This window comes from Streptomyces sp. NBC_00057 (assembly GCF_045041165.1).
Taxonomy (GTDB): domain Bacteria; phylum Actinomycetota; class Actinomycetes; order Streptomycetales; family Streptomycetaceae; genus Streptomyces.
Window position 1 is genome coordinate 4,731,943 of sequence record NZ_CP108256.1, and the last position, 23,341, is coordinate 4,755,283.

Consider the following 23,341-nt stretch of genomic DNA (forward strand, 5'->3'; position numbering starts at 1 on the left):
TGAAACGCGCCGAGGTCAGTCCTCGTGCTCCTTGTCCGCGAGCACGATGACGCACACCGATACGGCGATGAGCAGTGCCGCGTCGGCATCCTCCCGAACGACATCGATCCCGTACGTGTCCCGGACGGTCAGCCAACGCCGTGAGATCTGGGCCAGCAGTTCCCCGTCGTAGTCGATGGCGAACTCGCGGTCCAGGATCTTGCCGCTGACATCGAGCTCGGTGCCGTCGATCAGCGTGACCCGGTAGTGGTTGCGCAGCAGCGACAGCCGCTTGCGCTTGATCTTGGCGAGCTGTTCGCCGTCGCGCTCGATGAGCATGGTGTCGCGCAGGCTGAGCAGCTTCTGCCGGATCTCGACCAGGACCCGGCCCTGCGTGTCCTTCAGCTCGAAGGTGTCACGCACCCGCATGGCCTTGCCGTCGACGAGGAAGACCTTGCGGCCGTCCGCGTCCTCGATCCAGTAGTCGTCACCGACAGCGAAGAGCCGTTCACGCACCAGGAATCTCATGGCTCACAGGCTCCCCCAAGACCCTCCGGAATGCGTGCGGGCCACGGTGATGTTGACTGTCGATATGGCAACACGTGCGCGCGTCAGGGCCCCCGAGCTGATCGGCAAGGGCGGCTGGCTCAATACAGGCGACCAGCAGTACACCCTCGCTGACCTGCGAGGGCGCATCGTCATTCTGGATTTCTGAAAATAGACAACAGAGCACCGAACTCTTCGTCACACTGACTGTGTGCACCAAGACGCGATCTGTGATCTGTACCTCCGACTGTCCCTCGACCGGGACGGCAAGACCGCAATCGAACGGCAGGAAGCCGACTGCCGTGCCTGGGCCGAACGCAACGGACTGACGGTCCGCAAGGTCCACATAGACAGAGGGCGCTCCGGCTACAAGACCGTTGAGCGCAAGGGCTTCGACGCCGCGTTGGCGGCTGTCACGGCGGGCGTCGTCGGCACGCTGATCGTCTGGAAACTGGACCGTCTGTCCCGCAAAGGGATCGGCCAGGTGGGCAAGGTGCTGGACGACATCGAGAAGGCCGGCGGCCGTCTCGTCTCAGTCGTGGACGGTCTCGACACTTCGAACGACTCGGCGCGCATGGTCGTGGCCATGCTCGCTGAGCTTGCCCGGTCCGAGTCGAAGAATCTCGGCACGCGTGTCGGGCACGCGAAGCGCTACCTCCGCAGCAAGGGTCAGTGGATCGGCGGACAGCCTCCGTACGGGCTGCTCATCGACCCGAAGACCAAGAAGCTCGTCCACGACCCGGAGCACGCCGTCTACGCCCGCCTGATCGCGGATGAAGCGCTAGCCGGGACATCGCTGGTCAAGATCGCCCGACTCCTCAACGAGTACGAGATCCTGTCGCCCAGAGGCGGGCAGTGGAATGCGGCCAGCATCATGCAGCTCCTGCGTTCCCCGGCGCTCGCCGGCCTAATGCCGGAGACCGAGACCGTTGAGACGGACGACGGCGAGCGGAAGTACACGGGCAGGGTCTTTCCGTACCGCGATCCCGAGACGCTCGACACGGTCGAGATCGGTGAGGGGATCATCACTGTCGGAGAGCGCGAACAGATCATCCGCACGCTGGAATCCAGAACGTTCGTACACGCGGGAAAGCGGCGACCGAAACCCGAGGGAACAGCACTGCTCACCGGACTCGTCTACTGCGCGGTTCCTGGCTGCGGTCGCCGGATGCACCGTGTGGGCGGCAGCTATCAGTGCATGGCGCGTCGCGCGGGCAACCAGTGCATCGGAGCGTCAGCGCTGGCTGAGGCGGTTGACCAGTACGTGACCGAACAGTTCCTCACCAAGCTCCCGGCGCTCGAACCGGACGATCCGCTGCTTGTCGCGATCGCAGATCGCTGGGTGCACCGTGTGGACCCGGAGACCTTTGCGAAACGTGATGCGCTCACTGCGGAGATCCAGGACGAGGAAGCCCGCCTGGCTGATCTGGAGGATGCACGCTACGTGCGTGGTGAGTTCAGCGGCGCCGCAGCCGTGGAGCGCTACAACCGGCTTTCAGAGCGTCTGAGGGGACGTATCGACGGCCTCCGCGACGATCTCCACAGGCTCCCCATGCCGTCCGTGGACGTGTCTCCGATGCTTGATGGCGTCACGCTGCGCGAGGTGTGGACGGACGCGACGAACGAAGACCGGCGTGAACGGCTGTCGCTCGCCATAGACCGCGTTGAGGTGAGCAAGGGGTTACGCGGGCAGAGGATCATCCCCGAGCAGCGCATTCAGATCCATCGGGCGAAGCTGGTGACTACTGACACCACTATGTGAGTGTCACTGAGCACCCGCTGGCATCCGACCGCCGTGACGAAGTGACGGAATGGCGCTCTCGCCCGGTTACCTCTTGTAGAAGTGTTGTTGTTTCCATGAGTGGATCAGAAGTAATCGTCATGCCGTCACTTCGTCACTCGGGATGTGCAAAGTTCAGGCGCAGCCCTCCCAGCGGCCCCGGCCCCAGCTCGGAAAACACGTCCTTGGTACAGCCTCGTTTTTGGCTAGCCATACCGCTCTGACCTCGGATAATCCACCTCGCAGAGGGTGAGAACCTTCCCGTCAGGGTGCGCCTGTGCAGCGCCGCCTTTGAGGCGGTGTGGCAGCGAGCCCATTCCGCACGGGGAGTACAAGCCGCGCTGACCGGTCACCACTATGGCTGTCTCTCCATCTTCGAGTGCCCAGCAAGCCCGGCAGTCTCTGGCGAACCGACTCGCTGAGCTGTGCCGGGATGCTGGCCTGACCGGGCGCGACATCGCCCGTCTCTGCGGCTGGCACCCATCGAAGTCATCCCGGATCATGAACGCCCGGACGCCGGGAGTTCTCGGAGGTCGCCGTGGTCGAGCGTGCCCAGTGAGGGTGTCAGTCGCCGACCTGGTGTTCCACACGGTGGCGGATGTACTCGTCCGGATGGGACCGGGCTATTGCTACCGCCGTGTCCACCAGGTCGTGCAGCTCCGGCGAGTACGCCGACTTTCGGAGCGACAGGCCCGGCAGGATGCAGCGCCGGACATCCAGGTGCTCATTGCTCACGAACTCGCGCAGGGCAGCCTCGTTCCACACGACCACCACGGCCGAGCCGTCGTCGCGCTCCGCCTGGCCGGTGGCTCCGAGACCCTCGGCCCGTACGAGGGGCATCCGCAGCGGCAGGGCTGACCAGTACCAGGCCCGAGCGGCGCCCGCCCGCTCAAGGTCCGTTCCTGTTCGCAGGTACTTGAGCAGTGCGAACTGGACGCGCCTGTGTCCGAACGCGTTCAGGGACGGCTCGACGAACTGGCGGTTGAAGCTCGGGTTGGGATCGTGGACGGCTGCCTTGAGTAGCACGTCGAAGGACTCCTCGGAGAGGGTCACGCCCCGGCGGCAGGCGTCGCGCAGGGCCGCCCGAGCGCGATGCTCCCAAGTCCAGAGATCGCCGTGCTCCGATTCGGGGGCGATATCGAGCCCGAGGCTCCGGGTGACCTCCCCCAGGCACGCCTCGAACGCCTCCCTCCGGTCCTCCGTGCGCTCCGGCAGCGCCATGAACACGTGTGCCTTCGGTGCCGCCCCACCGGCAGTCGTCTCGTTCCCGTCCGCAGCCATCCGTCGCTCCCCTGTCGTGGGCGGTGCCGTACGCGTGTGATCCGACGTTCATACCAGGGATGGCAAGCTTGAAGCATGAACGATGCCGCCCCGGCGTATACCCCCGCGCCCCGCCGACGTGCCCGTGTCCGTGCCCCCGAGCTGATCGGCATGGGCGGCTGGCTGAACACCGGAGGCAAAGAGCTGACCCTCGCCGACCTGCGAGGTAAGTGTGTTGTTGTTGATTTCTGGACGTTCTGCTGTGTGAATTGTCTGCATGTTCTCGATGAGCTGCGCGAGCTGGAGGAGAAGCACCGCGACACCGTCGTGATCATCGGTGTGCACTCGCCGAAGTTCGTCCACGAGGCCGAGCACCAGGCCGTCGTCGACGCCGTCGAGCGGTACGAGGTGCACCACCCGGTCCTCGACGACCCGGAACTGGCGACATGGAAGCAGTACGCCGTACGGGCCTGGCCCACGCTCGTCGTCATCGACCCCGAGGGCTATGTCGTCGCCCAGCACGCGGGCGAGGGCCATGCGCACGCCATCGCGAAGCTGGTCGAGGAGCTGGAGGCCGAGCACGGCGCGAAGGGCACGCTGCGCCGCGGCGACGGCCCCTACGTCGCGCCCGAGCCGGTGGCCACGCATCTGCGTTTCCCGGGCAAGGCCCTGCTCCTGCCCGACGGAGGGTTCCTCGTCTCCGACACCACCCGCCACCGCCTGGTCGAGATCGAACGTGACAGTGAAACGGTTCGCCGTCACGTCGGTACGGGGGACAGGGGGTTCGCCGACGGCGGGCCCGAGGAGGTCCGGTTCTCCGAGCCGCAGGGGCTGGCTGCGCTGCCCGACGGCCGGATCGCGGTCGCCGACACCGTCAACCACGCCATCCGCGCCCTCGACCTCACCACCGGGATGACGACGACCCTCGTCGGCACCGGCCGTCAGTGGTGGCAGGGTTCGCCGACGACCGGCCCGGCCCGCGAGGTCGACCTCTCCTCACCCTGGGACGTCGCCTGGTTCGCGGACCGGCTGTGGATCGCCATGGCGGGCGTGCACCAGCTGTGGACGTACGACCCCGCGACGGAGACCGTGCGGGTCGCGGCGGGCACGACCAACGAGGGCCTGGTCGACGGGCCGGTCGACGAGGCCTGGTTCGCCCAGCCTTCGGGGCTCGCCACGTCGGCCGACGGGGAGCGGCTGTGGGTCGCCGACTCGGAGACGTCCGCCCTGCGGTACGTCGAGCGCGACGGCACCGGCTTTGCCGTCCGTACGGCCGTCGGCACCGGCCTCTTCGACTTCGGACACCGCGACGGTGCCGCGGATCAGGCCCTGTTCCAGCATCCGCTGGGCGTGACCGCGCTGCCCGACGGGTCCGTCGCCGTGTGCGACACGTACAACCACGCGCTGCGGCGCTACGACCCCGCGAGCGGTGAGGTCACCACCCTGGCCACGGATCTGCGCGAGCCCAGCGACGCCGTGCTGGTCGAAGGCGACCTCGTCGTCGTCGAGTCCGCCCGGCACCGGCTGACCCGGTTGCGGCTCCCGGAGGAGGCCGTACGCGTCGCCGGCCAGGCACACCACACGCAGCGCGCGGCCACCGAGATCGCCCCGGGCACGCTCCGACTCGATGTGGTCTTCCAGGCGCCCGCCGGGCAGAAGCTGGACACCCGGTACGGTCCCTCGACGCGGCTGCTGGTCTCGGCGACCCCGCCCGAGCTGCTGGCGGAGGGCTCCGGTCCCGGTACCGATCTCTTCCGCGACCTGGTCCTGGCCGACGGCGTCACCGAGGGCGTCCTGCATGTGTCCGCGATGGCGGCGTCCTGCGACGACGACCCGGAGAACGAGTACCCGGCCTGCCATGTCCACCAGCAGGACTGGGGCGTCCCCTTCCGCGTGAGTGCGGAAGGAACGCCCCGGCTGCCGCTGGTGCTGGCAGGAATGGACGAGCAGGCATGACGGTTCGGGTCCTGATGGTTCAGGACCCGACGGCTCAGAAGTCGTCCGCGCCGTTGCGCAGCTCGTACGTCCAGTAGCCGGTCTTCGCGTTCGCCGGGTCGGCGAAGATGCCGGAGGCACCGGGTGCCTTCACGGCGGCCTGGCCGCCGCCGCCCTGGAGCACGACGGAGAAGGCCGACACCGGCTCGCCGTCCTCGTCCTTGCCACCGTCCGACACCTTCACCAGCGCGTAGGCCGGTGCGCCGGAGGCGAGCACGATGGGGGCCGCCGGCTTGCTCTTGGCGACCGCCGGCACGTTCTCCTTGTGGCTTTCCAGGAACTGGATCTCGGGGAAGCCCTTCATCTCGCACTTGTGGCCCGAGGTGTTCTTCGCCGTCAGGACGATGTGGGTGTAGGGCGGGCCGCCCTGGTAGGCGGCGGTGATCTCGACGTCCTTGGTGGTGCAGACCGGGGCGGCCGCGGACGCGGATCCGGTGGAGCCCTTCGCGGTGCCGCTGCCCTTCGAGGCGCTGGTGTTCTTCGCGGTGCTGCCACCCGACGTGGTGTCGCCACCCGCTGTGGTGTCGCCGCCCGTCGTGGTGTCGGTGTCCTTCGCGGACTCGGACGTAGAGCCGGCCGCTGCGGAGTTGCGCTTCGCCGGGCCGGCGGACTTCGTGCCGGAATCGTCGCCGCCACAGGCGGTGAGGGCCAGGGCGAGCACGGCGGTGGTCGCGGCGGCAAGGACGGTGCTGCGGTTGCGGAACGTACTCATGGAAATTCCCCCGAGTGTGACGGTGAGGCGAACGCCGGGTCATGTGGCGAGCGCCTCCGACCTGCTGACATTCATGAGTCTGGGGTCCGCCGCTCATGTTCTGCTGCCGTCCCGCTAACGTCCCGCTGACGCCCCCGCCCCCGCTCTCGCGTCACTGTGCGGGGGCGCGCTCACTCGTCGTCGGCGAGCCGCCGGACCGCCTGTTCGTACCGTTTGCGGTACTCCGACTGCGCCGTCACCCGCAGCAACGCTTCGAGGGCTTGTACCGCTCCCGCGTCGTATCCGGCGCGCTCCGCCTCCCCGGCCGCCCGGTCCAGCAGCCGAATGCCTTCGCTCTCCTCGCCGAGCGCCAGGCGGGCCTCGCCGCTGGTGGTCAGCAGCAGCACCCGGCGTGCGGCCTCCTCGTGCTCGGGCCCGAGGTCGAGCGCCGTCCGGGCGGAGTCGAGGGCGTCCTGCGGCCGGTTCGCGGCGAGTTGCATCCGGGCGAGGTGCTGCAGCGCGAGCATCTCGGTGTGTGCGTCGCGTTCTTCGCGGGCCAGGCCCACGGCCCGTCCGCAGCCCTCCAGCGCCATGTCGAGCGCGCCCTCTTCGGCCTGCACTACGGCCAGGTTGATCAGCGCGGTCGCCTCGCCGAGCCGGTCACCGGCCTGCCGGGCGAGGCCGGGCGAGCGCTCCAGCAGGGTGACGGCCTCGGCGGTCCTGCCCTCCTCGGTCAGCACCCAGCCCAGCAGATTGATCACCCGCGACTCGGCGTACGGATCGTTCTCGGTGCGGGCGGAGTCCAGCGCCAGTTCCAGCAGCGGGGCCCAACTGTCCCGTACCCGCCACACCACCTGCGGCCACTGGAGCAGGATGATCCGCCAGGCCCGGTCGTCGAGCCCGGCGGCCCGGGCCGCGACGGCGGCCAGGGCCAGGTCGTCGCGTTCGGTGGCCAGCCAGCGCATCGCCGCCGCCCGGTCGGTGAAGTCCCTTGTCGCGGCGGGGCGGTGGTAGTCGTCCGGCAGGACGAAGCAGGGCTCACCACCGGGTTCGGCCGTGTCGGCGGCGGCGAGCGCGGTGGCTATGTAGTGGTCGAGGACACCGACGAGGGCCTCGGACCCGGACGCGGGGTCCAGACCGCGGGCATAGAGGCGTACCAGATCGTGCAGCACCCAGCGCCCGGGCGCCGTCTCGGTGACGAGGTGGGCGGTGGCGAGCCGATTCAGCGCCGCTGCCGCGACGACCGGGTCCGTGCCGGCGAGTGCGGCGGCGGTGTACGGGTCGAAGTGGCTGCCGGGGTGGTGGCCGAGCCGGGCGAACTGGTGGACGGCGTCCGAGGGCAGCTGCTGCACGGTCAGCCGCAGCGCGGCCGAGACACCGGTGTCGTCCACGTCGAGGTACGTCAGTCGGCTGCGCTCGTCGGCCAGTTCGTCGGCCAGTCCTGCCAGCGTCCACTGCGGACGCCCCGCCAGCCGGGCCGCGGTGACACGCAGGGCGAGGGGCAGGCCTCCGCAGAGCCCGGCGAGCCGGCGGGCCGCCACGGGTTCGGCGAGGACCCGTTCCTCGCCGAGGACACCGGCCAGCAGGGCCGTGCTGTCCTGCGGTTCGAGTATGTCGAGCGGGACGGGACGGGCCGCGTCCGAGGCGATGAGGCCTTCCAGCCGGTGCCGGCTGGTGACCAGCGTGACGCAGTCGGTACCGCCCGGCAGCAGTGGCCTGACCGTGGCGGAGTCGCGGGCGTTGTCGAGGACGACGAGCAGCCGGCGCCGGTCGGTCAGGGAACGGAAGAGCGCCGCTGCGGCGGGGACGGACTCGGGGACGCGGCGCGGCGCGACGCCGAGCGCCAGCAGGAACTCACGCAGCACTTCGATGAGCGCGGGCTCACCGGTGTCACTGAATCCGCGCAGATCGGCGAAGAGCCGTCCGTCCGGGAAGACGGCGGGGTTGCGGTGCGCCCACTGGAGGGCCAGCGCGGTCTTTCCCACGCCGGCCGGTCCGGTGACCAGACAGACGGGCGCCTCGCCGGCCGCGGCCCGGGTGAGCGCGGCCAGTTCGGCGCCCCGCCCGTGGAAGCCGCGTGGTGCGCGGGGCAGCAGATCGGTGGGGCGCGGCTCGCCGGCGAGGGGCGGTGGGGGGAGGGGACGAGGAGACGGCGGGCCGGGGGTGCTGTCCATCCCGCCGATCGAGTCGCGCGGGCGGTCGGCCGGTTCGGCCCCCGCATCCGGCCCGGCCGGACGCTCGGCCACCGGACGGGCCACGGACACAACCTCGTTGCTGTTGCCGATGCCCGTGCCGTGACCGCTCCCGCCGCCTGTGCCGTGCCCCGTGCCGTTGCTGCCGCCGCCGCGGCCCGTGTCACTGCCGGAGCCGGAGCCGGAGCCGGAGCCGGAGTCGCTGCCGCTGCCACTGCCTCTGCCGGAGCCGTTGAGTGGCCGGCCCGGACCGCGCATCGGTGCTGCCGGGCCGTCGGCCGTGTTCCGTCGGGCGTCCGGTGCGGTGTCCCATCCGGTGTCCGGGTCGCCGCGCAGGATCAGCGCGTACGCATCGGCGAGCTCGTGCCCCGGGTCGACCCCCAGCTCATCGGCGAGCAGTCGCCTCGTGCGGTGGAACCAGTCCAGTGCCTCCGACTGACGACCCGCCCGGTACAGCGCCGTCATCAAGGCAGCCGCCAGCGACTCCCGCATCGGATGTGCAACCGCTTCCGCCCGTAGCACCGACGCCGCCCGGTTGTGCTCCCCCAACGTCGCATAGGCGAAGGCCAGTTGCTCGACCGTCGCCAGTCGTGACTCCTCCAGGGAGTGCGCGGCCGCCTGGAGCGGCGGACCGGCGAACGCGCCGTTGAGTGCCGGTCCCTGCCACAGCGACAGGGCATCCTTGAGCATCAGTACGGAGTCGGCGGGGCTGCGCTGCTCCCGCGCCAGCATCAGCAGTTCCTCGAACCGCTGGGAGTCCAGCAGGGTTTCCGGTACCCGCAGCAGATACGCGTCGCCCAGGGTGACCAGCTCCACCCCGTACGCCTCCGCGTCCGCGCCCACCAGGAGGGCGCGCAGCCGGGACACATGCCCCTGGATGACGCCACGGGCGTGCAGCGGGGGTGTGTCGTCCCACAGGCAGTCCGTCAACCGGGCTACGGAGACGGGTGTGTTGGCGGACAGCAGAAGCGCGGCGAGCAGGCTGCGGCGTTTGGCGGGGCCGAGTGGAAGCGGCCCGGTGAGCGTGTCGACGGAGACGGTGCCGAGCAACCGGAACTCCACGAGTGTCTCCCCTTTTGGGCGGGATACGCCCGAGGTGGGGCTCGGGACAAGTCCCAGAATATCGGGGGTTCCGAGGGGCCGACGACGGGTCACGCCAGGTCGGCGGGGCGCGACCTGACCGGCGTCGTGCGTCAGGGGGAGCGGCGCTCGTCCTCGGACACGACAGTGGTGCCGGGCGGCACGACCATCCGTCTACGCCGCGCGATGCTCGCGTGGACGAAGACCCCGATGATGCCGACGATCATCATGATTCAGCCGACCAGGTCGACGTCGACGGTGTCCATCTTCCAGTCGGTGGCGAAGGCCGGTATCGCCCCGGCGCCGATGAGGACGACGCATCCTCCGAGTCCCATGAATCCCGCCTCCTCGACGGCCCGGCGGTTCCGGGCCGGTGTACGGATCGCGTACCCGGCCCGGCAACGACCATGCCCGGGGCTGCGGTCGGGGCGGGGGAGACTCAGCCCGCCAGGAACGCCGTCATCGCGTTGGCCAGCAGATACGGGTCGTCCGCGCCGCACAGTTCACGGGCGCTGTGCATCGACAGGATCGCGACGCCGATGTCCACGGTCTGAATGCCGTGCCGGGCGGCGGTGATCGGGCCGATCGTGGTGCCGCACGGCATCGAGTTGTTGGAGACGAACGTCTGCCACGGCACGTCCGCCTTCTTGCACGCCGCAGCGAACACGGCCCGGCCGCTGCCGTCGGTCGCGTACCGCATATTGACGTTGACCTTGAGGATCGGTCCGCCGTTGACCACCGGGTGGTGGGTCGGGTCGTGGCGCTCGGCGTAGTTGGGGTGGACCGCGTGACCGGTGTCCGAGGAGAGACAGATGGTCCCTGCGAAGGCACGGGCGCGGTCCTCGTACGTACCGCCGCGGGCGAACACCGAGCGTTCCAGGACCGTGCCGAGCAGCGGTCCGTCGGCGCCGGTGTCGGACTGCGAGCCGTTCTCCTCGTGGTCGAAGGCGGCCATGACCGGGATGTACGGAAGTTCGGCGTCCGGCTGCCCGGCGACGGCGGCGAGCGCGGCGGTCGCCGAGTGCACGGAGAGCAGGTTGTCCATCCTGGGCCCGGCCAGCAGCTCATGGTCCCGGCCCAGGTAGGCGGGCGGCTCGACGGCGTGCGGCATCAGGTCCCAGCCGGTCACGTCCTCGGCGTCGACGCCCGCCTCCTCGGCGACGAAGCGGATCAGGTCGCCCTCCTCGACGTCCCCGAGCCCCCAGATCGGCTGTATGTGCTTCTGCCGGTCGAGCTTCAGGCCGTCGGGGTTGGCGGAACGGTCCAGATGCACGGCCAGTTGGGGTACACGCAGGAGCGGCCGGTCGATGTTCACCAGCCGGTGCGTGCCGTCGCGCAGCGAGATCCGGCCGGCGAGACCGAGGTCCCGGTCGAGCCAGGTGTTGAGGAGCGTCCCGCCGTAGATCTCCACGGCGACCTGCCGCCAGCCGTACGCCCCGGTGTCGGGCAGCGGCTTGACCCGCAGATTCGGCGAGTCGGTGTGCGCCCCGACGATCCGGTACGGGGTGTGCGCCGCGGTGCCCTCCGGCACGTACCAGGCCACGATCGCACCGCCGCGCAGGACGTACTTCCCCCCGCTGGTGCCGTCCCAGGCCGCGGTCTCCTCGACCTGCCGGAATCCGGCCTTCTCCAGCCGCTTGGCCGCGGTGGCCACGGCGTGGTACGGGGAGGGGGAGGCCATCAAGAAGGCCATCAGATCGTCGGTGTGACCGCGGTCGAAGCGGAGGGAGGAACTCATGTTCTTCACTGTAACGAGGCCCGACCGGCCGGATTCACCGTCGCCCTGCGGTCGGCGCCCGCTCAGTCTCCGGTGAGCGTCGCGGCGGGCTTCTCGCCGTTCCGGGCTACCAGGACTACAGCTTGTCGATGGCGGTCAGGTCGATGTCGATGTCGTACGGGGCGGAGAGCTTCAGCCGGTCGTGGTGGACGCCGGTGGGGACGTATTTCTTGTTGACCGGGTCCAGCTGATACGTCCAGACCACGGGCCGGTCGTTCTCGGCCATCTCGACGAGCCAGAAGTTCGGGATTCCCGCCCCCGCGTACTTGTGCGGCTTGGTGTCGCGGTCCCTGGCCTCGGAATCGGGCGAGACGACCTCCACGGCGAGCAGGACATCGGCGGCCTGGTAGCGGGTCTGGCGCTGGTCCCCGTCCGCTTCGGCCGTCACCACGACGAGGTCGGGTTCCGGGGCGTTGCGTTTGCCGAGCACGACGGCCATTTCGCGGCGAACGCGCAGATCTTCCGGAACGTGGCTGCGCAGCCCCTGTTCCAACAGATACATCGCCAGCGTGTGGAATTTCCGCTGCGGACTCACGAAAACAAGGCTCCCGTCGATCAGCTCCGTGTGCGGCGGGAGGTCGTGCAGCGTGAACAGGTCGTCCACGGTGTAGCCGTCCGGCGGCGGGACCGGCCACTTGGAATCGTCGCGCCGCAGCTGCGACGCTTCGGGCAGTGCCTCGGCGGTCATGGTTCCTCCCATGGGCGGGATTCTCGGCCGTGCACTCAGCGTACCCAGCTGATACGACAGCACCGCCACCCGAAAGCGTGTCCGGGTGGCGGTGCGTGTTGACGATCTCGGGTGGAGAAGGCCTGAACGGGCGCAGTACCAGTACGTACTAGAACGCGGCCTCGTCCAGCTCCATCAGAGAGTTGTCGACGGACTCGGCGAGCGCGCGCTCGGTGGAGACGCCCGGCAGGACGTTCGCGGCGAAGAACTTCGCGGCGGCGATCTTGCCCTGGTAGAAGGCGACATCCTTCGCGGAGGCGGCCGGCAGCTTCTCGGCGGCCACGGCCGCGCCCTTGAGCAGCAGGTAGCCGACGACGACATCGCCGGAGGCCATCAGCAGGCGGGTGGTGTTGAGGCCCACCTTGTAGATGTTCTTGACGTCCTCGCCGGTCGCCGTGAGGTCGGTGATCATCGTGCCGACGATCGCCTCCAGGTCCACGGCCGCCTTGGCGAGCGAGTCCAGCGCACCGGACAGTTCCTCGTTGCCCTGGGCGCCCGCGAGGAACTTCTTGATCTCCTCGGAGAGGGTGTTCAGCGAGGCACCCTGGTCGCGGACGATCTTCCGGAAGAAGAAGTCCTGGCCCTGGATCGCCGTCGTGCCCTCGTACAGCGTGTCGATCTTGGCGTCACGGATGTACTGCTCGATCGGGTACTCCTGGAGGTACCCGGAGCCGCCGAACGTCTGGAGCGACTGCGCCAGCTGCTCGTAGGACTTCTCGGAGCCGTAGCCCTTCACGATCGGGAGCAGCAGGTCGTTGAGGCCGTGCAGCGCCTTGGCGTCCTCGCCCGTGGCCTCCTTCTCCTGGATGGCGTCCTGGACGGAGGCGGTGTACAGCACGAGGGAGCGCATGCCCTCCGCGTACGCCTTCTGCGTCATGAGCGAGCGGCGCACGTCGGGGTGGTGCGTGATGGTCACCTTGGGAGCGGTCTTGTCCATGAACTGCGACAGGTCCGTGCCCTGGACGCGCTCCTTGGCGTACTCCAGCGCGTTCAGGTAGCCGGTCGACAGGGTCGCGATGGCCTTCGTGCCGACCATCATGCGGGCGAACTCGATGATGCGGAACATCTGGCGGATGCCGTCGTGCTGGTCACCGATCAGCCAGCCCTTGGCGGGGTGCTGGTCGCCGAACGTCATCTCGCAGGTGTTGGACGCCTTGAGGCCCATCTTGTGCTCGACGTTCGTCGCGTACACGCCGTTGCGCTCGCCCAGCTCGCCGGTGGTCCAGTCGAAGTGGAACTTCGGGACCATGAAGAGCGAGAGGCCCTTCGTGCCGGGACCTGCGCCCTCGGGGCGGGCCAGCACGTAGTGGATGATGTTCTCGGACATGTCGTGCTCGCCCGAGGTGATGAAGCGCTTCACACCCTCGATGTGCCAGGAGCCGTCCTCCTGCTCGACGGCCTTCGTGCGGCCCGCGCCGACGTCCGAACCGGCGTCCGGCTCGGTCAGCACCATCGTCGAGCCCCACTGCTTCTCGACGGCGATCTCGGCGATCTTCTTCTGCGCCTCGTTGCCCTCGTCGAAGAGGATGCCGGCGAACGCCGGGCCCGAGGAGTACATCCAGACGGCCGGGTTCGAGCCGAGCAGCAGCTCCGCGTAGGACCAGATCAGGGAGCGCGGGGAGGTGGTGCCGCCGATCTCCTCGGGCAGGCCCAGACGCCAGTACTCGGAGTCCATGAACGCCTGGTACGACTTCTTGAAGGTCTCCGGGACCGGCGCGGTGTTGGTCTCCGGGTCGAAGACCGGCGGGTTGCGGTCGGCGTCGGCGAAGGATTCGGCCAGCTCGTTCTCCGCGAGGCGGGCGACCTCGTCGAGGATGCTCTTCGCCGTCTCGACGTCCATCTCGGCGAACGGGCCGGTGCCGTACGTCTTGTCGCGCCCGAGCACCTCGAAGAGGTTGAACTCGATGTCGCGGAGATTCGACTTGTAGTGCCCCATGGGAAGGCTCCGTAATCAATAGCAGTGGCGTGCAGCACCCCGGGAAGGGGCCTGGGCCGGGCGGGCGACGAGCTGGCGGTGCGTATATCAGCTGACCTCTCCGATGATGCTACCCGTCAGTAATAAGACGCAACCCTTCGAGGGCCTGATGTGTCCGATTACTCTTTGCGGTATGTACGGCTACGACCAGAACCCGGGCGCACAGCAGCAGATGGGTGGCGGCTACGGCGAGCAGCCGCTGTATCCCGAGCCCTCGCCGCCGTCCCTGGGGGACGCGGTACGGGCCTTCACCACCGGCTCGCTGTCCGCCGAGGACTTCCAGCAGATCTTCGCGACGTCGAAGGTCTACTGCCCGCGCGGCGACAACCCCGGATTCCTCGCGCTGCACAACACCCAGCAGCCGGTGATCCCGATGTTCACCACGCTCAAGGAGCTGCGGCTGTACGCGGGCAAGGAGTCCAAGTACTTCGTGATCACCGGGGCCGAGGTGATCGACCTGCTGCCGACCGGCTACGGCTTCGTCCTCGACATGGAGGGTGAGCACCGCATGGTCTTCGACGCCAAGGCCGTGGAGCAGATGGTCGACTTCGCGATGCGCCGTATGTACGGCTGACGTCCGAGTCTTCCGGAAGGGGCCCGTACCGATCGGTACGGGCCCCTTCTCGCTGTCGTGGGCGGTGCGGGAATGAACGACGCCTTGCAGGATGTTCACCATTCAACTAAATTGGGCTCAGGACAATCCCGGAGGTGGCTCCCATGCCCGCAGTGACCGTCGAAAACCCGCTGACCCTGCCCAAGGTTGCCGCCTCGGGCGACGCCGCGGCCCGTCCCGTGCTCGCCGTCACCACGGCGCCGAGCGGATTCGAGGGCGAGGGCTTCCCGGTTCGCCGCGCGTTCGCCGGGATCAACTACAAGTACCTCGACCCGTTCATCATGATGGACCAGATGGGCGAGGTGGAGTACGCGGCCGGAGAGCCGAAGGGCACCCCCTGGCACCCGCACCGCGGCTTCGAGACCGTCACGTACCTGATCGACGGAACCTTCGTCCACCAGGACTCCAACGGTGGCGGCGGAACCATCCGCAACGGCGACACCCAGTGGATGACCGCCGGGTCCGGCCTCCTCCACATCGAGGCCCCGCCGGAGTCCCTCGTCATGTCGGGCGGCCTTTTCCACGGCCTCCAGCTCTGGGTGAACCTGCCCAAGGCCGACAAGATGATGGCCCCCCGCTACCAGGACATCCGCGGCGGCCAGGTCCAGCTCCTCGCCTCCCCGGACGGCGGCGCGCTGCTCCGCGTCATCGCCGGTGAGCTCGACGGGCACGAGGGCCCCGGCATCACCCACACTCCGATCACGATGATCCACGCCACTGTCCGCCCCGGCGCCGAGGTGACCCTGCCGTGGCGCGAGGACTTCAACGGACTCGCGTACGTGCTCGCCGGGCGCGGCACCGTCGGTGCGGAGCGCCGCCCCGTCCACATGGGGCAGACCGCGGTCTTCGGCGCCGGTTCCTCGCTGACCGTCCGTGCGGACGAGAAGCAGGACGGCAACGCCCCGGACCTGGAGGTCGTCCTGCTCGGCGGCCGTCCGATCCGGGAGCCGATGGCGCACTACGGGCCGTTCGTGATGAACAGTCAGGCCGAACTGAAGCAGGCCTTCGAGGACTTCCAGGCCGGGCGCCTCGGTACGGTGCCCGCCGTCCACGGAATGTGACACCGGTGGACGGAGTGGACATCCCACCCGCGCCGTGATCGGGTGGGAGGGTGCAGACCCCAAAGCCCCTCCTGCCCGACGGCGCGCGGCGCACAGCCGCCTGGTGCGTCGTTGTCCTCCTCGTCACCGGGGTTGCCGCGGTCGCCGTCTGGCTGTGCATCACCTTCAAGACCGCGGTCACCCCCGTGCTGCTCGCGCTGCTCGGTACGGCGCTGCTCGGCCCGGTCCACCGCTGGCTGACCGCCCGCGGAATGAACCGCTCGCTGGCCGCGGGGCTCACCTGCGTCCTGCTCGTCGCGGTGGTCGGCGGCGCCGGATACATCGTCGTCACCGCGCTCGTCGACACCGGCGACCAGATCGTCCGGTCGCTGAAGGACGCCGGGCAGTGGATCATCGACCACTTCGGGATCGGCAAGAACACCAATGTGAACGATCTCGTGGCCAATGGCCGGAAACTCGTCGAGAGGTTCGGCGCGAGCGCCGCGGGCGGACTCCTCTCCGGGATCAGCCTCATCGGCTCGCTGCTCGCGACCAGCGTCCTCGCCCTCCTGCTGACCTTCTTCTTCCTGCGCGACTCCGACAAGGCCGTGAACCTCGCCCACGCGGTCGCCCCGCGCGGTACCGGGGAACTGGTCGAGGCCATGGGGCGGCGGGCCTTCGAAGCCGTCCAGGGTTTCATGCGCGGCACCACGTTCATCGCGCTGATCGACGCCACCTGCATCACCATCGGGCTGCTGATCCTGAGCGTCCCCGGCGCGGTGGGACTCGGCGCGCTGGTCTTCGTCGGCGCCTACATCCCCTACCTCGGGGCGTTCCTCTCCGGCGCGGTCGCGGTCCTGGTCGCGTTCGCCGACCGGGGGCCCGTGATCGCACTCTGGGCGCTGGGGGTCGTGCTCGCCGTACAGGTGCTGGAGGGCCATGTCCTGCAGCCGATGATCCAGAGCCGTACGGTCCAGATGCACCCTGCCACCATCATGATCGCGATCACCGCGGGCGCCAGCGTGGCGGGCCTGCTGGGCATGCTGCTCGCGGTACCGGCCTGCGCGGCGGCCTTCGGCATCCTCGGTGAATTGCGCGCAGAGCGTGCCGGCCCGTCCGGCGTGCAGCCTTCCGGCCCGTCCGGCGCGTGAGGACGGAACGGCCCACCGGGACGCCCCGAACCCGATGACCCGGCTCAGAGCCTGTCGGGTGACCTTCGATCAGAGGTCACCCGACAGGCTCTCAGTCCACCTCGTCCGGCCCCGACTCGTACAGCTCGAACCAGATCGACTTCCCCGCCCCCCGCGGATCCACCCCCCACGCATCGGCGAGCATCTCCATCAGCACCAGCCCCCGCCCGCTGGAAGCCATCTCCCCGGGCTGCCGCTTGTGCGGCAGCTCGTCGCTGCCGTCGGCCACCTCCACCCGCAGCCGCCGTTCTCCGTGCTCCCCCGTCGCCTGGGCGACCATCAGCGCGTCCCCGTCCGTGTGGACGAGGACGTTGGTGGCCATCTCGGAGATCATCAGCACCGCTGCGTCGACCTGTTCCGGATCCGCCCAGTCGTGCAGCAGCTCCCGCAACTGCTGCCGGGCCGCCGCGATCCGCGCCGGCTCGGCCTGCGCGATGGTCAGCGCGGTGCGCCGCGGTGCCGTTTCCCTGGGCGGCGTCCCCCCGTCGCGCCGCAGCAGCAGCACCGCGATGTCGTCCTCCCGGCGGTCGGCCAGCGGCCCGGTCGTGTAGTGGGACGTCGGCCCGTGCACCGCCTGTACGAGGGCGTCGGCGAGCTTCTCCAGGTCGGCCGTGTGCTGTTCCAGGACCGGCCGCAGCCGGACCCAGCCGGTCGCCATGTCATGGCCGCCGGTCTCGATCAGCCCGTCCGTGCAGAGCATGATCGTTTCTCCGGCCTCCAGGGTGAGCCGGGTCGTCGGATAGTCGGCGTCCACCTCGATGCCGAGCGGCAGCCCGCCCTCGGTCCGGCGGATCAGCGCGGTCCCGTCGGCAGTCATCACCACCGGATCGGGGTGGCCGGCCCGCGCGATGTCGAGGACGCCGGTCTCCGGGTCCGCCTCCACGTACAGACAGGTCGCGAAGCGCGGTCCGGTCTCCTCCCCGTCCTCGTACGCATCGGTGAGCCCGGAGAGGAACCGCGACGCACGGGAGAGCACCGCATCCGGGCGGTGCCCCTCGGCGGCATAAGCGCGCAGGGCGATCCGCAACTGCCCCATCAGGCCCGCGGCGCGCACATCGTGGCCCTGGACGTCACCGATGACGAGGGCGATACGGCCGTTGGGGAGCGGGATCATGTCGTACCAGTCGCCGCCGACCTGGAGCCCGCCGCCGGTCGGTATGTAGCGGGCGGCGACCGTCATCCCCGGGATGTCGGGGCCGAGGGAGGGCATCATCGAGCGCTGCAGCCCAAGCGACAGCTCCCGCTCGGTCTCGGCGACCCCGGCACGGGTCAGCGCCTGGGCGAGCATCCGGGCCACGGTCGTCAGCACGGACCGCTCGTCCGGCGAGAACGACACCGGGTGCCGGAACCCCGCCAGCCAGGCGCCCATGGTCCGCCCCGCCACGATCAGCGGCAGAAAGGCCCAGGAACGGCGCCCGAAATGGCTGGCGAGCGGCCAGGTGACCGGGTAGCGGCGGCTGTACTCCTCGGGCGAGGGCAGATAGATCGCCCGCCCCGTCCGCACGACCTCGGCGGCCGGATAGTCGGTCTCCAGCGACATGTCGTTGAACGGGCCCTCGTCGCCCGTGCTGTGCCCGTGGTGCCCGATGATCGTCAGCCGCTCGCCCGCGATGCCGAAGACCGCCAGGCCGTCCGGCGAGAACCCGGGCATGGAGAGCGAGGCGGCGACCCGCAGTACCTCCTCGGTCGACCGGGCCTCGGCCAGCGCCCGGCCCGCGTCCAGCAGGAACGCCTCGCGGGAGCGGCGCCAGTCACCGGTGATGGGGGTGTGAGCCCCGGCGGTGCCGGGCTGCGGCTCGGCGACCTCCTGAAGGGTGCCGACCAGCACATAGGCCCTGCTGCCGGGCTCCTCGGGCGGGAGCGGCTTGGAACGGCTGCGTACGGTACGCAGCACCCGGCCGTTCTCGTCCACGATCCGCAGCCGGGCCTCGGCGAGGGTGCCCTCGGCGACTGCGAGATTCACCACTGCGTTGATCTCGTTCCAGTCGACGGGATGGAAACGGGATCGCACCGCGGACTCACGGAAGACGCCGGCAGCGGCGGGCATCTCAAGCAGCCGGGCCGCCTCCGCATCGAGCGTGACGGTCCCGGCTCCGTTGTCCCAGTGCCACAGGCCGGTCGCGGTCGCGGCCAGGACGTCCTCGGTACGCATTGCCCCACTTTAAGAAGATCTGCTCCATAAATGCCAGTGAGGATGGTCACCCACGGCCCGTCCGGTCACGGGGCGGAGCCCACCCGTCCCGTCCGGATGATCTTGAAATGTCAATGTCAATGATTCGATGCGGGTGCGGGCGGTAGCCTGGTGAGGCTGAATCCACCCCGAACCGCGAAGACTGGATGAACGAGAATGCATCGGTACAGGTCCCACACCTGCGGCGAGCTCCGCGCCTCTGACGTCGGCACCGACGTCCGGCTGAGCGGCTGGCTGCACAATCGCCGAGACCTGGGCGGCATCCTCTTCATCGATCTGCGCGACCACTACGGTCTGGTGCAGCTCGTCGCCCGTCCCGGCACCCCCGGCAACGAGGCCCTGGCGAAGCTCACCAAGGAGACCGTCGTACGGATCGACGGCAAGGTCTCCGCGCGCGGCGCCGACAACGTCAACCCGGAGCTCCCGACCGGCGAGATCGAGATCGAGGTCACCGAGGTCGAGGTGCTGGGCGAGGCCGCCCCGCTGCCCTTCACGATCAACGCCGAGGACGGGGTCAACGAGGAGCGGCGCCTGGAGTACCGCTTCCTCGACCTGCGCCGCGAGCGCATGCACCGCAACATCATGCTGCGCTCGGCCGTCATCGGCTCCATCCGCTCCAAGATGGTGGCCCTCGGCTTCAACGAGATGGCGACCCCGATCCTCACCGCGACGTCTCCCGAGGGCGCCCGTGACTTCGTCGTCCCGTCCCGCCTGAACCCGGGCAAGTTCTACGCCCTGCCCCAGGCTCCGCAGCAGTTCAAGCAGCTGCTGATGATCTCCGGCTTCGACCGCTACTTCCAGATCGCGCCGTGCTTCCGCGACGAGGACGCCCGCGCCGACCGTTCGCCCGGCGAGTTCTACCAGCTCGATGTCGAGATGTCGTTCGTCGAGCAGGAGGACGTCTTCCGGCCGATCGAGACGCTGATGACCGAGCTCTTCGAGGAGTTCGGCAACGGCCGCCACGTCACCTCGCCGTTCCCGCGCATCCCGTTCCGCGAGGCGATGCTGAAGTACGGCAACGACAAGCCGGACCTGCGGGCCCAGCTGGAACTCGTCGACATCTCCGACATCTTCGCCGACTCGGAGTTCAAGGCATTCGCCGGCAAGCACGTCCGCGCCCTGCCGGTCCCGGACACCGCGGGCCAGTCCCGGAAGTTCTTCGACGGCCTCGGCGACTACGCCGTCCAGCACGGCGCCAAGGGCCTGGCCTGGGTCCGCGTGGGCGAGGACGGCGGTCTCGTCGGCCCGATCGCCAAGTTCCTCACCGAGACCGACATCAAGACCCTCACCGAGCGTCTCTCCCTCGTCCCCGGCCACGCCGTCTTCTTCGGCGCGGGCGAGTTCGACGAGGTCTCCAAGATCATGTCCGCCGTCCGCGTCGAGGCTGCCAAGCGCGCCGGCCACTTCGAGGAGGGCGTCTTCCGGTTCTGCTGGGTCGTCGACTTCCCGATGTACGAGAAGGACGAGGACACCGGGAAGATCGACTTCTCGCACAACCCCTTCTCGATGCCCCAGGGCGGCCTGAAGGACCTGGAGGAGAAGGACCCGCTGGACATCCTCGCCTGGCAGTACGACATCGTCTGCAACGGCATCGAGCTGTCCTCCGGCGCCATCCGTAACCACGAGCCCGAGCTGATGCTCAAGGCCTTCGAGATCGCCGGCTACGACCGCGAGACCGTCGAGCACGAGTTCGCGGGCATGCTCCGTGCCTTCCGCCTCGGCGCCCCGCCGCACGGCGGCATCGCCCCGGGCGTCGACCGCATCGTGATGCTCCTGGCCGACGAGCCCAACATCCGCGAAACGATCGCCTTCCCGCTCAACGGCAACGCCCAGGACCTGATGATGGGCGCTCCGACGGAGCTGGACGAGTCCCGCCTGCGCGAGCTGAACATCCAGCTCCGCAAGCCGGCGGCGACGGCGAAGGACAAGACGGAGAAGTAATCACCCGGTTCCTTCTCCTGGTTCCACGTGAAACAGCCCCCGGCCGTCCGGCCGGGGGCTGTTCGCTGAGCGCGCCCGCGCCCGGCCTCGCGCGGCGCTGCCCGCCCGGAGCGCTCAGCTGGTGGCGCGCGTGTAGGTGAGGAACACCGCGCCGCTCTTCAGGGCGGTGTGGTCGGTGAGCGTCCAGGTACGCGGGTCGAAGGCGGCCTTGCGGGAGAACAGAGGGATTCCGTCGCCGATGGTCAGCGGGCCGACCTTGAGGATCAGTGCGTCGATCTCGGAGTACAAGGAGCCCGCCAGCTCGGCGCCACCGAGCAGCCAGATGTCCTTGCCGTCCAGCTGCTTGAGCCCCCGCACGGTCGCCACCGGGTCGTCGGCGACCAGTTCGACGGCCGGGTCCGGGCTCTCGGTCAGGGTCCGGGAAAATACCAGGTGCCGCAGGTGGGGGTAGGCGTCGGTGATCCCGGCCGCAAGACCGATCTCGTAGCTGCGCCGCCCCTCGAGCACGGTGTCGAAGTGCGTGCCCCCCGCCGTAACGGACAGTGCCTGCCGGGCCTGGACGGGCAGCGTCTCCGGGTACTCGGCCACGAGGTGCTGAATGTAGTCCTCCGGTATAGGCCAGAAGCCGTTCGGGCCGGTGGGATCCGCGCCATCCGGGCCCGCGATGAAGCCATCGAGAGTGGTGGCGATGTAGTGGACGAGTCTGCGCACGCCGTGTTCCCTCATTCGTTTTGGTTGGGTGATCAGGATGCGTTGTATAGGTGATGCCTGTGTGGCGATTGCGGCAGATTGCGGATCTGGCCCACGGCCATTGGATTGCTCGCAACGGCGGGGCCATGTCCCACTAGGCGGCCAGGAGTTCGCACCACACGAACTTGCCGGAGTCGCCGTTACTGCTGAGCGGATACCAGCCCCAGCCGTCCGTGCTGTTGCGGACCAGGTCGAGACCGCGCCCGGTCTCGGCTTCTGCGGATGAGTGCAGCGGTGGCGCCGGTGGGGTGGGGTCCGCGTCCCAGACGCCGATGCGCAGTACGCGGCCTGCCCAGCGCAGGCGTAACGCGGCAGGGCCCTTGGTATGGCGTACCGCGTTGCCGACCAGTTCTGTCGCGACGAGTTCGGCGGTTTCGGAGAGGGGGAGCAGTCCGTGCAGGGTGAGGATCAGACGCAGGGTGCGACGGGAGACGGTGACCGCGCGGGGGTCGTGGGGGATGTAGAGGGTGTATTCCCAGGGGGCGTTGGTGCTCACAGGCGAGTTCGGCATACGGGAACTCCGGTTGGTGCGTGAATGGTTGTGGAGTGCGGCGGTCTGTGGGCGGTGGCATGTCGCACCCGCCATGGCATGGCGGTGCGGTGCGCTTCCGGAGTCCCGGCGTTTCGCAGCGTGTGCGGCACATCACTGAAGGTAGGGCAAAAATTTTCGCCCACGCAAGCCGTTGGCGTAATCTGGCACCCGAACGGGTTGCTCCAACGAGGCCCACAGGCAGTGCTGTTGGGGAGGAGTTTGTATGCCAGCGAGGGCTCGGCCGACCGCACGCCAGGTGCGCCTGGGCGTGGAGTTGCGCAAGCTGCGAGATGCAGCGGGCATGACGGCTCGGGAGGTGGCAGGACTTCTCGGAACGAACTCTGCCCAGATGAGCCAGATAGAGGCTGGGAACGCTGGCGTCAGTGAAGAGCGGCTGCGAAGGCTCGCGGCCCACTGCGCCTGCGCCGACAAAGAACTGATCGACGCGCTCGCGGTGATGGTGACCGACCGTACGCGTGGCTGGTGGGAGGAGTTCCAGGGCGTGCTCCCACCCGTGTTCCTGGATCTGTCGGAGCTGGAGCACCATGCCTCGTTCCGGCGCGATGTGGAGATCCTCCACGTACCGGGGTTGCTGCAGACAGAGGACTACGCCCGTGCGGTCTTCTCGTACATGCCACCGGAGCTTCCCAAAGGTGAGCTCGAAGCCAGGGTGGCCCACAGGATGGGGCGGAGGGCCATCTTCGAAGGGGCTGCCCCCGTGGAGTACGAGGCGGTGATCCATGAAGCGGCACTGCGCATCCGGGTCGGTGACCGCAGGGCCTCACGTGCCCAACTCCACCAGATCCTCGCCCTGTCCGACGGAGAAGGCGTAACGGTAAGGGTTGTCCCCTTCGATACCGATGGCTTCGCGGGTGCCGGGAGCGCGATGGTGTACGCCGGTGGGCCGGTGCCTCGGCTGGACACGGTGGTGCGGGACGCGCCTCACGGCACCGCGTTCATTGACGCCGAGTCTCAGCTCGACCGATTTCGAGCACTCTTCCGCAAGCTGGAAGCGGCATCGCTCGATCCCCGTAAGTCGCGCGACTTCATTCACCGGATGACCAAGGAGCTGTGAGGTAGAG

The 23,341-nt window shown here is 69.0% G+C and carries 18 protein-coding genes and 2 pseudogenes; 9 read left to right on the forward strand and 11 right to left on the reverse strand.

The window, feature by feature from the left end; translation table 11 throughout:
* Positions 1–15 precede the first annotated feature (15 nt).
* Positions 16–507, reverse strand: a complete 492-nt coding sequence (locus OG953_RS22245; RefSeq protein WP_405686374.1) for an LURP-one-related/scramblase family protein — start codon at positions 505–507, stop codon at positions 16–18.
* Between the two features lie 64 nt (positions 508–571).
* On the opposite strand from OG953_RS22245, the gene OG953_RS22250 reads away from it, so the two are divergent.
* The 3 genes and pseudogenes from OG953_RS22250 to OG953_RS22260 all read left to right on the forward strand — a co-directional run.
* Entirely contained in the window at positions 572–694 is a 123-nt protein-coding gene (locus OG953_RS22250; protein WP_405692472.1) for a hypothetical protein, read from the forward strand.
* Positions 695–736: 42 nt separating this feature from the next.
* Positions 737–2,287, forward strand: coding sequence for a recombinase family protein (locus tag OG953_RS22255; protein ID WP_405686375.1), 1,551 nt, complete (start codon positions 737–739; stop codon positions 2,285–2,287).
* 375 nt (positions 2,288–2,662) lie between these two features.
* Positions 2,663–2,812, forward strand: a pseudogene (locus tag OG953_RS22260) (helix-turn-helix domain-containing protein); the annotation flags it as partial.
* A gap of 57 nt (positions 2,813–2,869) precedes the next feature.
* Here the strand turns inward: OG953_RS22260 and OG953_RS22265 are convergent.
* Positions 2,870–3,586, reverse strand: coding sequence for a hypothetical protein (locus OG953_RS22265; RefSeq protein WP_405686377.1), 717 nt, complete (start codon positions 3,584–3,586; stop codon positions 2,870–2,872).
* Between the two features lie 75 nt (positions 3,587–3,661).
* Between OG953_RS22265 and OG953_RS22270 the strand changes: the two genes are divergently transcribed.
* Positions 3,662–5,521: an NHL domain-containing thioredoxin family protein gene (locus tag OG953_RS22270; protein WP_405686379.1), complete on the forward strand. Its 1,860-nt coding sequence runs from the start codon at positions 3,662–3,664 to the stop codon at positions 5,519–5,521.
* Positions 5,522–5,555: 34 nt separating this feature from the next.
* Here OG953_RS22270 and OG953_RS22275 read toward each other — a convergent pair whose 3' ends face one another.
* From OG953_RS22275 to OG953_RS22300, 6 genes and pseudogenes are all read right to left on the reverse strand, one after another.
* Positions 5,556–6,272: a DUF4232 domain-containing protein gene (locus tag OG953_RS22275; protein WP_405686381.1), complete on the reverse strand. Its 717-nt coding sequence runs from the start codon at positions 6,270–6,272 to the stop codon at positions 5,556–5,558.
* A gap of 170 nt (positions 6,273–6,442) precedes the next feature.
* Positions 6,443–9,505 (reverse strand): BTAD domain-containing putative transcriptional regulator, encoded by a 3,063-nt coding sequence (locus OG953_RS22280; RefSeq protein WP_405686382.1) that lies wholly within the window; start codon positions 9,503–9,505, stop codon positions 6,443–6,445.
* Positions 9,506–9,636: 131 nt separating this feature from the next.
* A pseudogene (locus OG953_RS22285) lies at positions 9,637–9,858 on the reverse strand (DUF6458 family protein).
* 104 nt (positions 9,859–9,962) lie between these two features.
* A complete protein-coding gene (locus OG953_RS22290) occupies positions 9,963–11,261 on the reverse strand; it encodes a M18 family aminopeptidase (protein WP_405686383.1) in 1,299 nt (432 codons plus the stop codon).
* A 115-nt stretch (positions 11,262–11,376) separates the two neighbouring features.
* Positions 11,377–12,000, reverse strand: a complete 624-nt coding sequence (locus OG953_RS22295; protein ID WP_405686385.1) for a Uma2 family endonuclease — start codon at positions 11,998–12,000, stop codon at positions 11,377–11,379.
* A 136-nt stretch (positions 12,001–12,136) separates the two neighbouring features.
* Entirely contained in the window at positions 12,137–13,963 is a 1,827-nt protein-coding gene (locus tag OG953_RS22300; protein WP_405686386.1) for an acyl-CoA dehydrogenase, read from the reverse strand.
* Positions 13,964–14,135: 172 nt separating this feature from the next.
* Here OG953_RS22300 and OG953_RS22305 point away from each other — a divergent pair, with 172 nt between their 5' ends.
* From OG953_RS22305 to OG953_RS22315, 3 genes are all read left to right on the forward strand, one after another.
* A complete protein-coding gene (locus OG953_RS22305) occupies positions 14,136–14,576 on the forward strand; it encodes an SseB family protein (protein WP_072487501.1) in 441 nt (146 codons plus the stop codon).
* 143 nt (positions 14,577–14,719) lie between these two features.
* Positions 14,720–15,676: a pirin family protein gene (locus OG953_RS22310; protein ID WP_405686387.1), complete on the forward strand. Its 957-nt coding sequence runs from the start codon at positions 14,720–14,722 to the stop codon at positions 15,674–15,676.
* Between the two features lie 50 nt (positions 15,677–15,726).
* Positions 15,727–16,806 carry an AI-2E family transporter gene (locus tag OG953_RS22315; protein ID WP_405686388.1) on the forward strand — a complete coding sequence of 360 codons (1,080 nt, stop codon included), beginning with the start codon at positions 15,727–15,729 and terminating at the stop codon, positions 16,804–16,806.
* A 91-nt stretch (positions 16,807–16,897) separates the two neighbouring features.
* Here the strand turns inward: OG953_RS22315 and OG953_RS22320 are convergent, their stop codons facing one another.
* Positions 16,898–18,997 carry a SpoIIE family protein phosphatase gene (locus OG953_RS22320; RefSeq protein ID WP_405686390.1) on the reverse strand — a complete coding sequence of 700 codons (2,100 nt, stop codon included), beginning with the start codon at positions 18,995–18,997 and terminating at the stop codon, positions 16,898–16,900.
* 195 nt (positions 18,998–19,192) lie between these two features.
* On the opposite strand from OG953_RS22320, the gene aspS reads away from it, so the two are divergent.
* Positions 19,193–20,977, forward strand: coding sequence for an aspartate--tRNA ligase (gene aspS / locus OG953_RS22325; RefSeq protein ID WP_405686391.1), 1,785 nt, complete (start codon positions 19,193–19,195; stop codon positions 20,975–20,977).
* A gap of 114 nt (positions 20,978–21,091) precedes the next feature.
* On the opposite strand, the gene OG953_RS22330 is transcribed toward aspS, so the two are convergent.
* Positions 21,092–21,688 carry a dihydrofolate reductase family protein gene (locus OG953_RS22330; RefSeq protein WP_405686393.1) on the reverse strand — a complete coding sequence of 199 codons (597 nt, stop codon included), beginning with the start codon at positions 21,686–21,688 and terminating at the stop codon, positions 21,092–21,094.
* Between the two features lie 133 nt (positions 21,689–21,821).
* Positions 21,822–22,238 carry an ATP-binding protein gene (locus OG953_RS22335; RefSeq protein ID WP_405686394.1) on the reverse strand — a complete coding sequence of 139 codons (417 nt, stop codon included), beginning with the start codon at positions 22,236–22,238 and terminating at the stop codon, positions 21,822–21,824.
* A 244-nt stretch (positions 22,239–22,482) separates the two neighbouring features.
* Here OG953_RS22335 and OG953_RS22340 point away from each other — a divergent pair, with 244 nt between their 5' ends.
* A complete protein-coding gene (locus tag OG953_RS22340) occupies positions 22,483–23,334 on the forward strand; it encodes a helix-turn-helix domain-containing protein (protein WP_405686396.1) in 852 nt (283 codons plus the stop codon).
* The last annotated feature ends 7 nt before the right edge of the window (positions 23,335–23,341 follow it).

What these genes read in the sequence shown, in the direction of transcription:
- OG953_RS22245 (WP_405686374.1), bottom strand. Translation starts at nt 507, where the DNA reads ATGAGATTCCTGGTGCGTGAACGGCTCTTCGCTGTCGGTGACGACTAC.
- OG953_RS22250 (WP_405692472.1), top strand. Translation starts at nt 572, where the DNA reads ATGGCAACACGTGCGCGCGTCAGGGCCCCCGAGCTGATCGGCAAGGGC.
- OG953_RS22265 (WP_405686377.1), bottom strand. Translation starts at nt 3,586, where the DNA reads ATGGCTGCGGACGGGAACGAGACGACTGCCGGTGGGGCGGCACCGAAG.
- OG953_RS22270 (WP_405686379.1), top strand. Translation starts at nt 3,662, where the DNA reads ATGAACGATGCCGCCCCGGCGTATACCCCCGCGCCCCGCCGACGTGCC.
- OG953_RS22275 (WP_405686381.1), bottom strand. Translation starts at nt 6,272, where the DNA reads ATGAGTACGTTCCGCAACCGCAGCACCGTCCTTGCCGCCGCGACCACC.
- OG953_RS22290 (WP_405686383.1), bottom strand. Translation starts at nt 11,261, where the DNA reads ATGAGTTCCTCCCTCCGCTTCGACCGCGGTCACACCGACGATCTGATG.
- OG953_RS22295 (WP_405686385.1), bottom strand. Translation starts at nt 12,000, where the DNA reads ATGGGAGGAACCATGACCGCCGAGGCACTGCCCGAAGCGTCGCAGCTG.
- OG953_RS22300 (WP_405686386.1), bottom strand. Translation starts at nt 13,963, where the DNA reads ATGGGGCACTACAAGTCGAATCTCCGCGACATCGAGTTCAACCTCTTC.
- OG953_RS22305 (WP_072487501.1), top strand. Translation starts at nt 14,136, where the DNA reads ATGTACGGCTACGACCAGAACCCGGGCGCACAGCAGCAGATGGGTGGC.
- OG953_RS22310 (WP_405686387.1), top strand. Translation starts at nt 14,720, where the DNA reads ATGCCCGCAGTGACCGTCGAAAACCCGCTGACCCTGCCCAAGGTTGCC.
- OG953_RS22320 (WP_405686390.1), bottom strand. Translation starts at nt 18,997, where the DNA reads ATGCGTACCGAGGACGTCCTGGCCGCGACCGCGACCGGCCTGTGGCAC.
- aspS (WP_405686391.1), top strand. Translation starts at nt 19,193, where the DNA reads ATGCATCGGTACAGGTCCCACACCTGCGGCGAGCTCCGCGCCTCTGAC.
- OG953_RS22335 (WP_405686394.1), bottom strand. Translation starts at nt 22,238, where the DNA reads ATGCCGAACTCGCCTGTGAGCACCAACGCCCCCTGGGAATACACCCTC.
- OG953_RS22340 (WP_405686396.1), top strand. Translation starts at nt 22,483, where the DNA reads ATGCCAGCGAGGGCTCGGCCGACCGCACGCCAGGTGCGCCTGGGCGTG.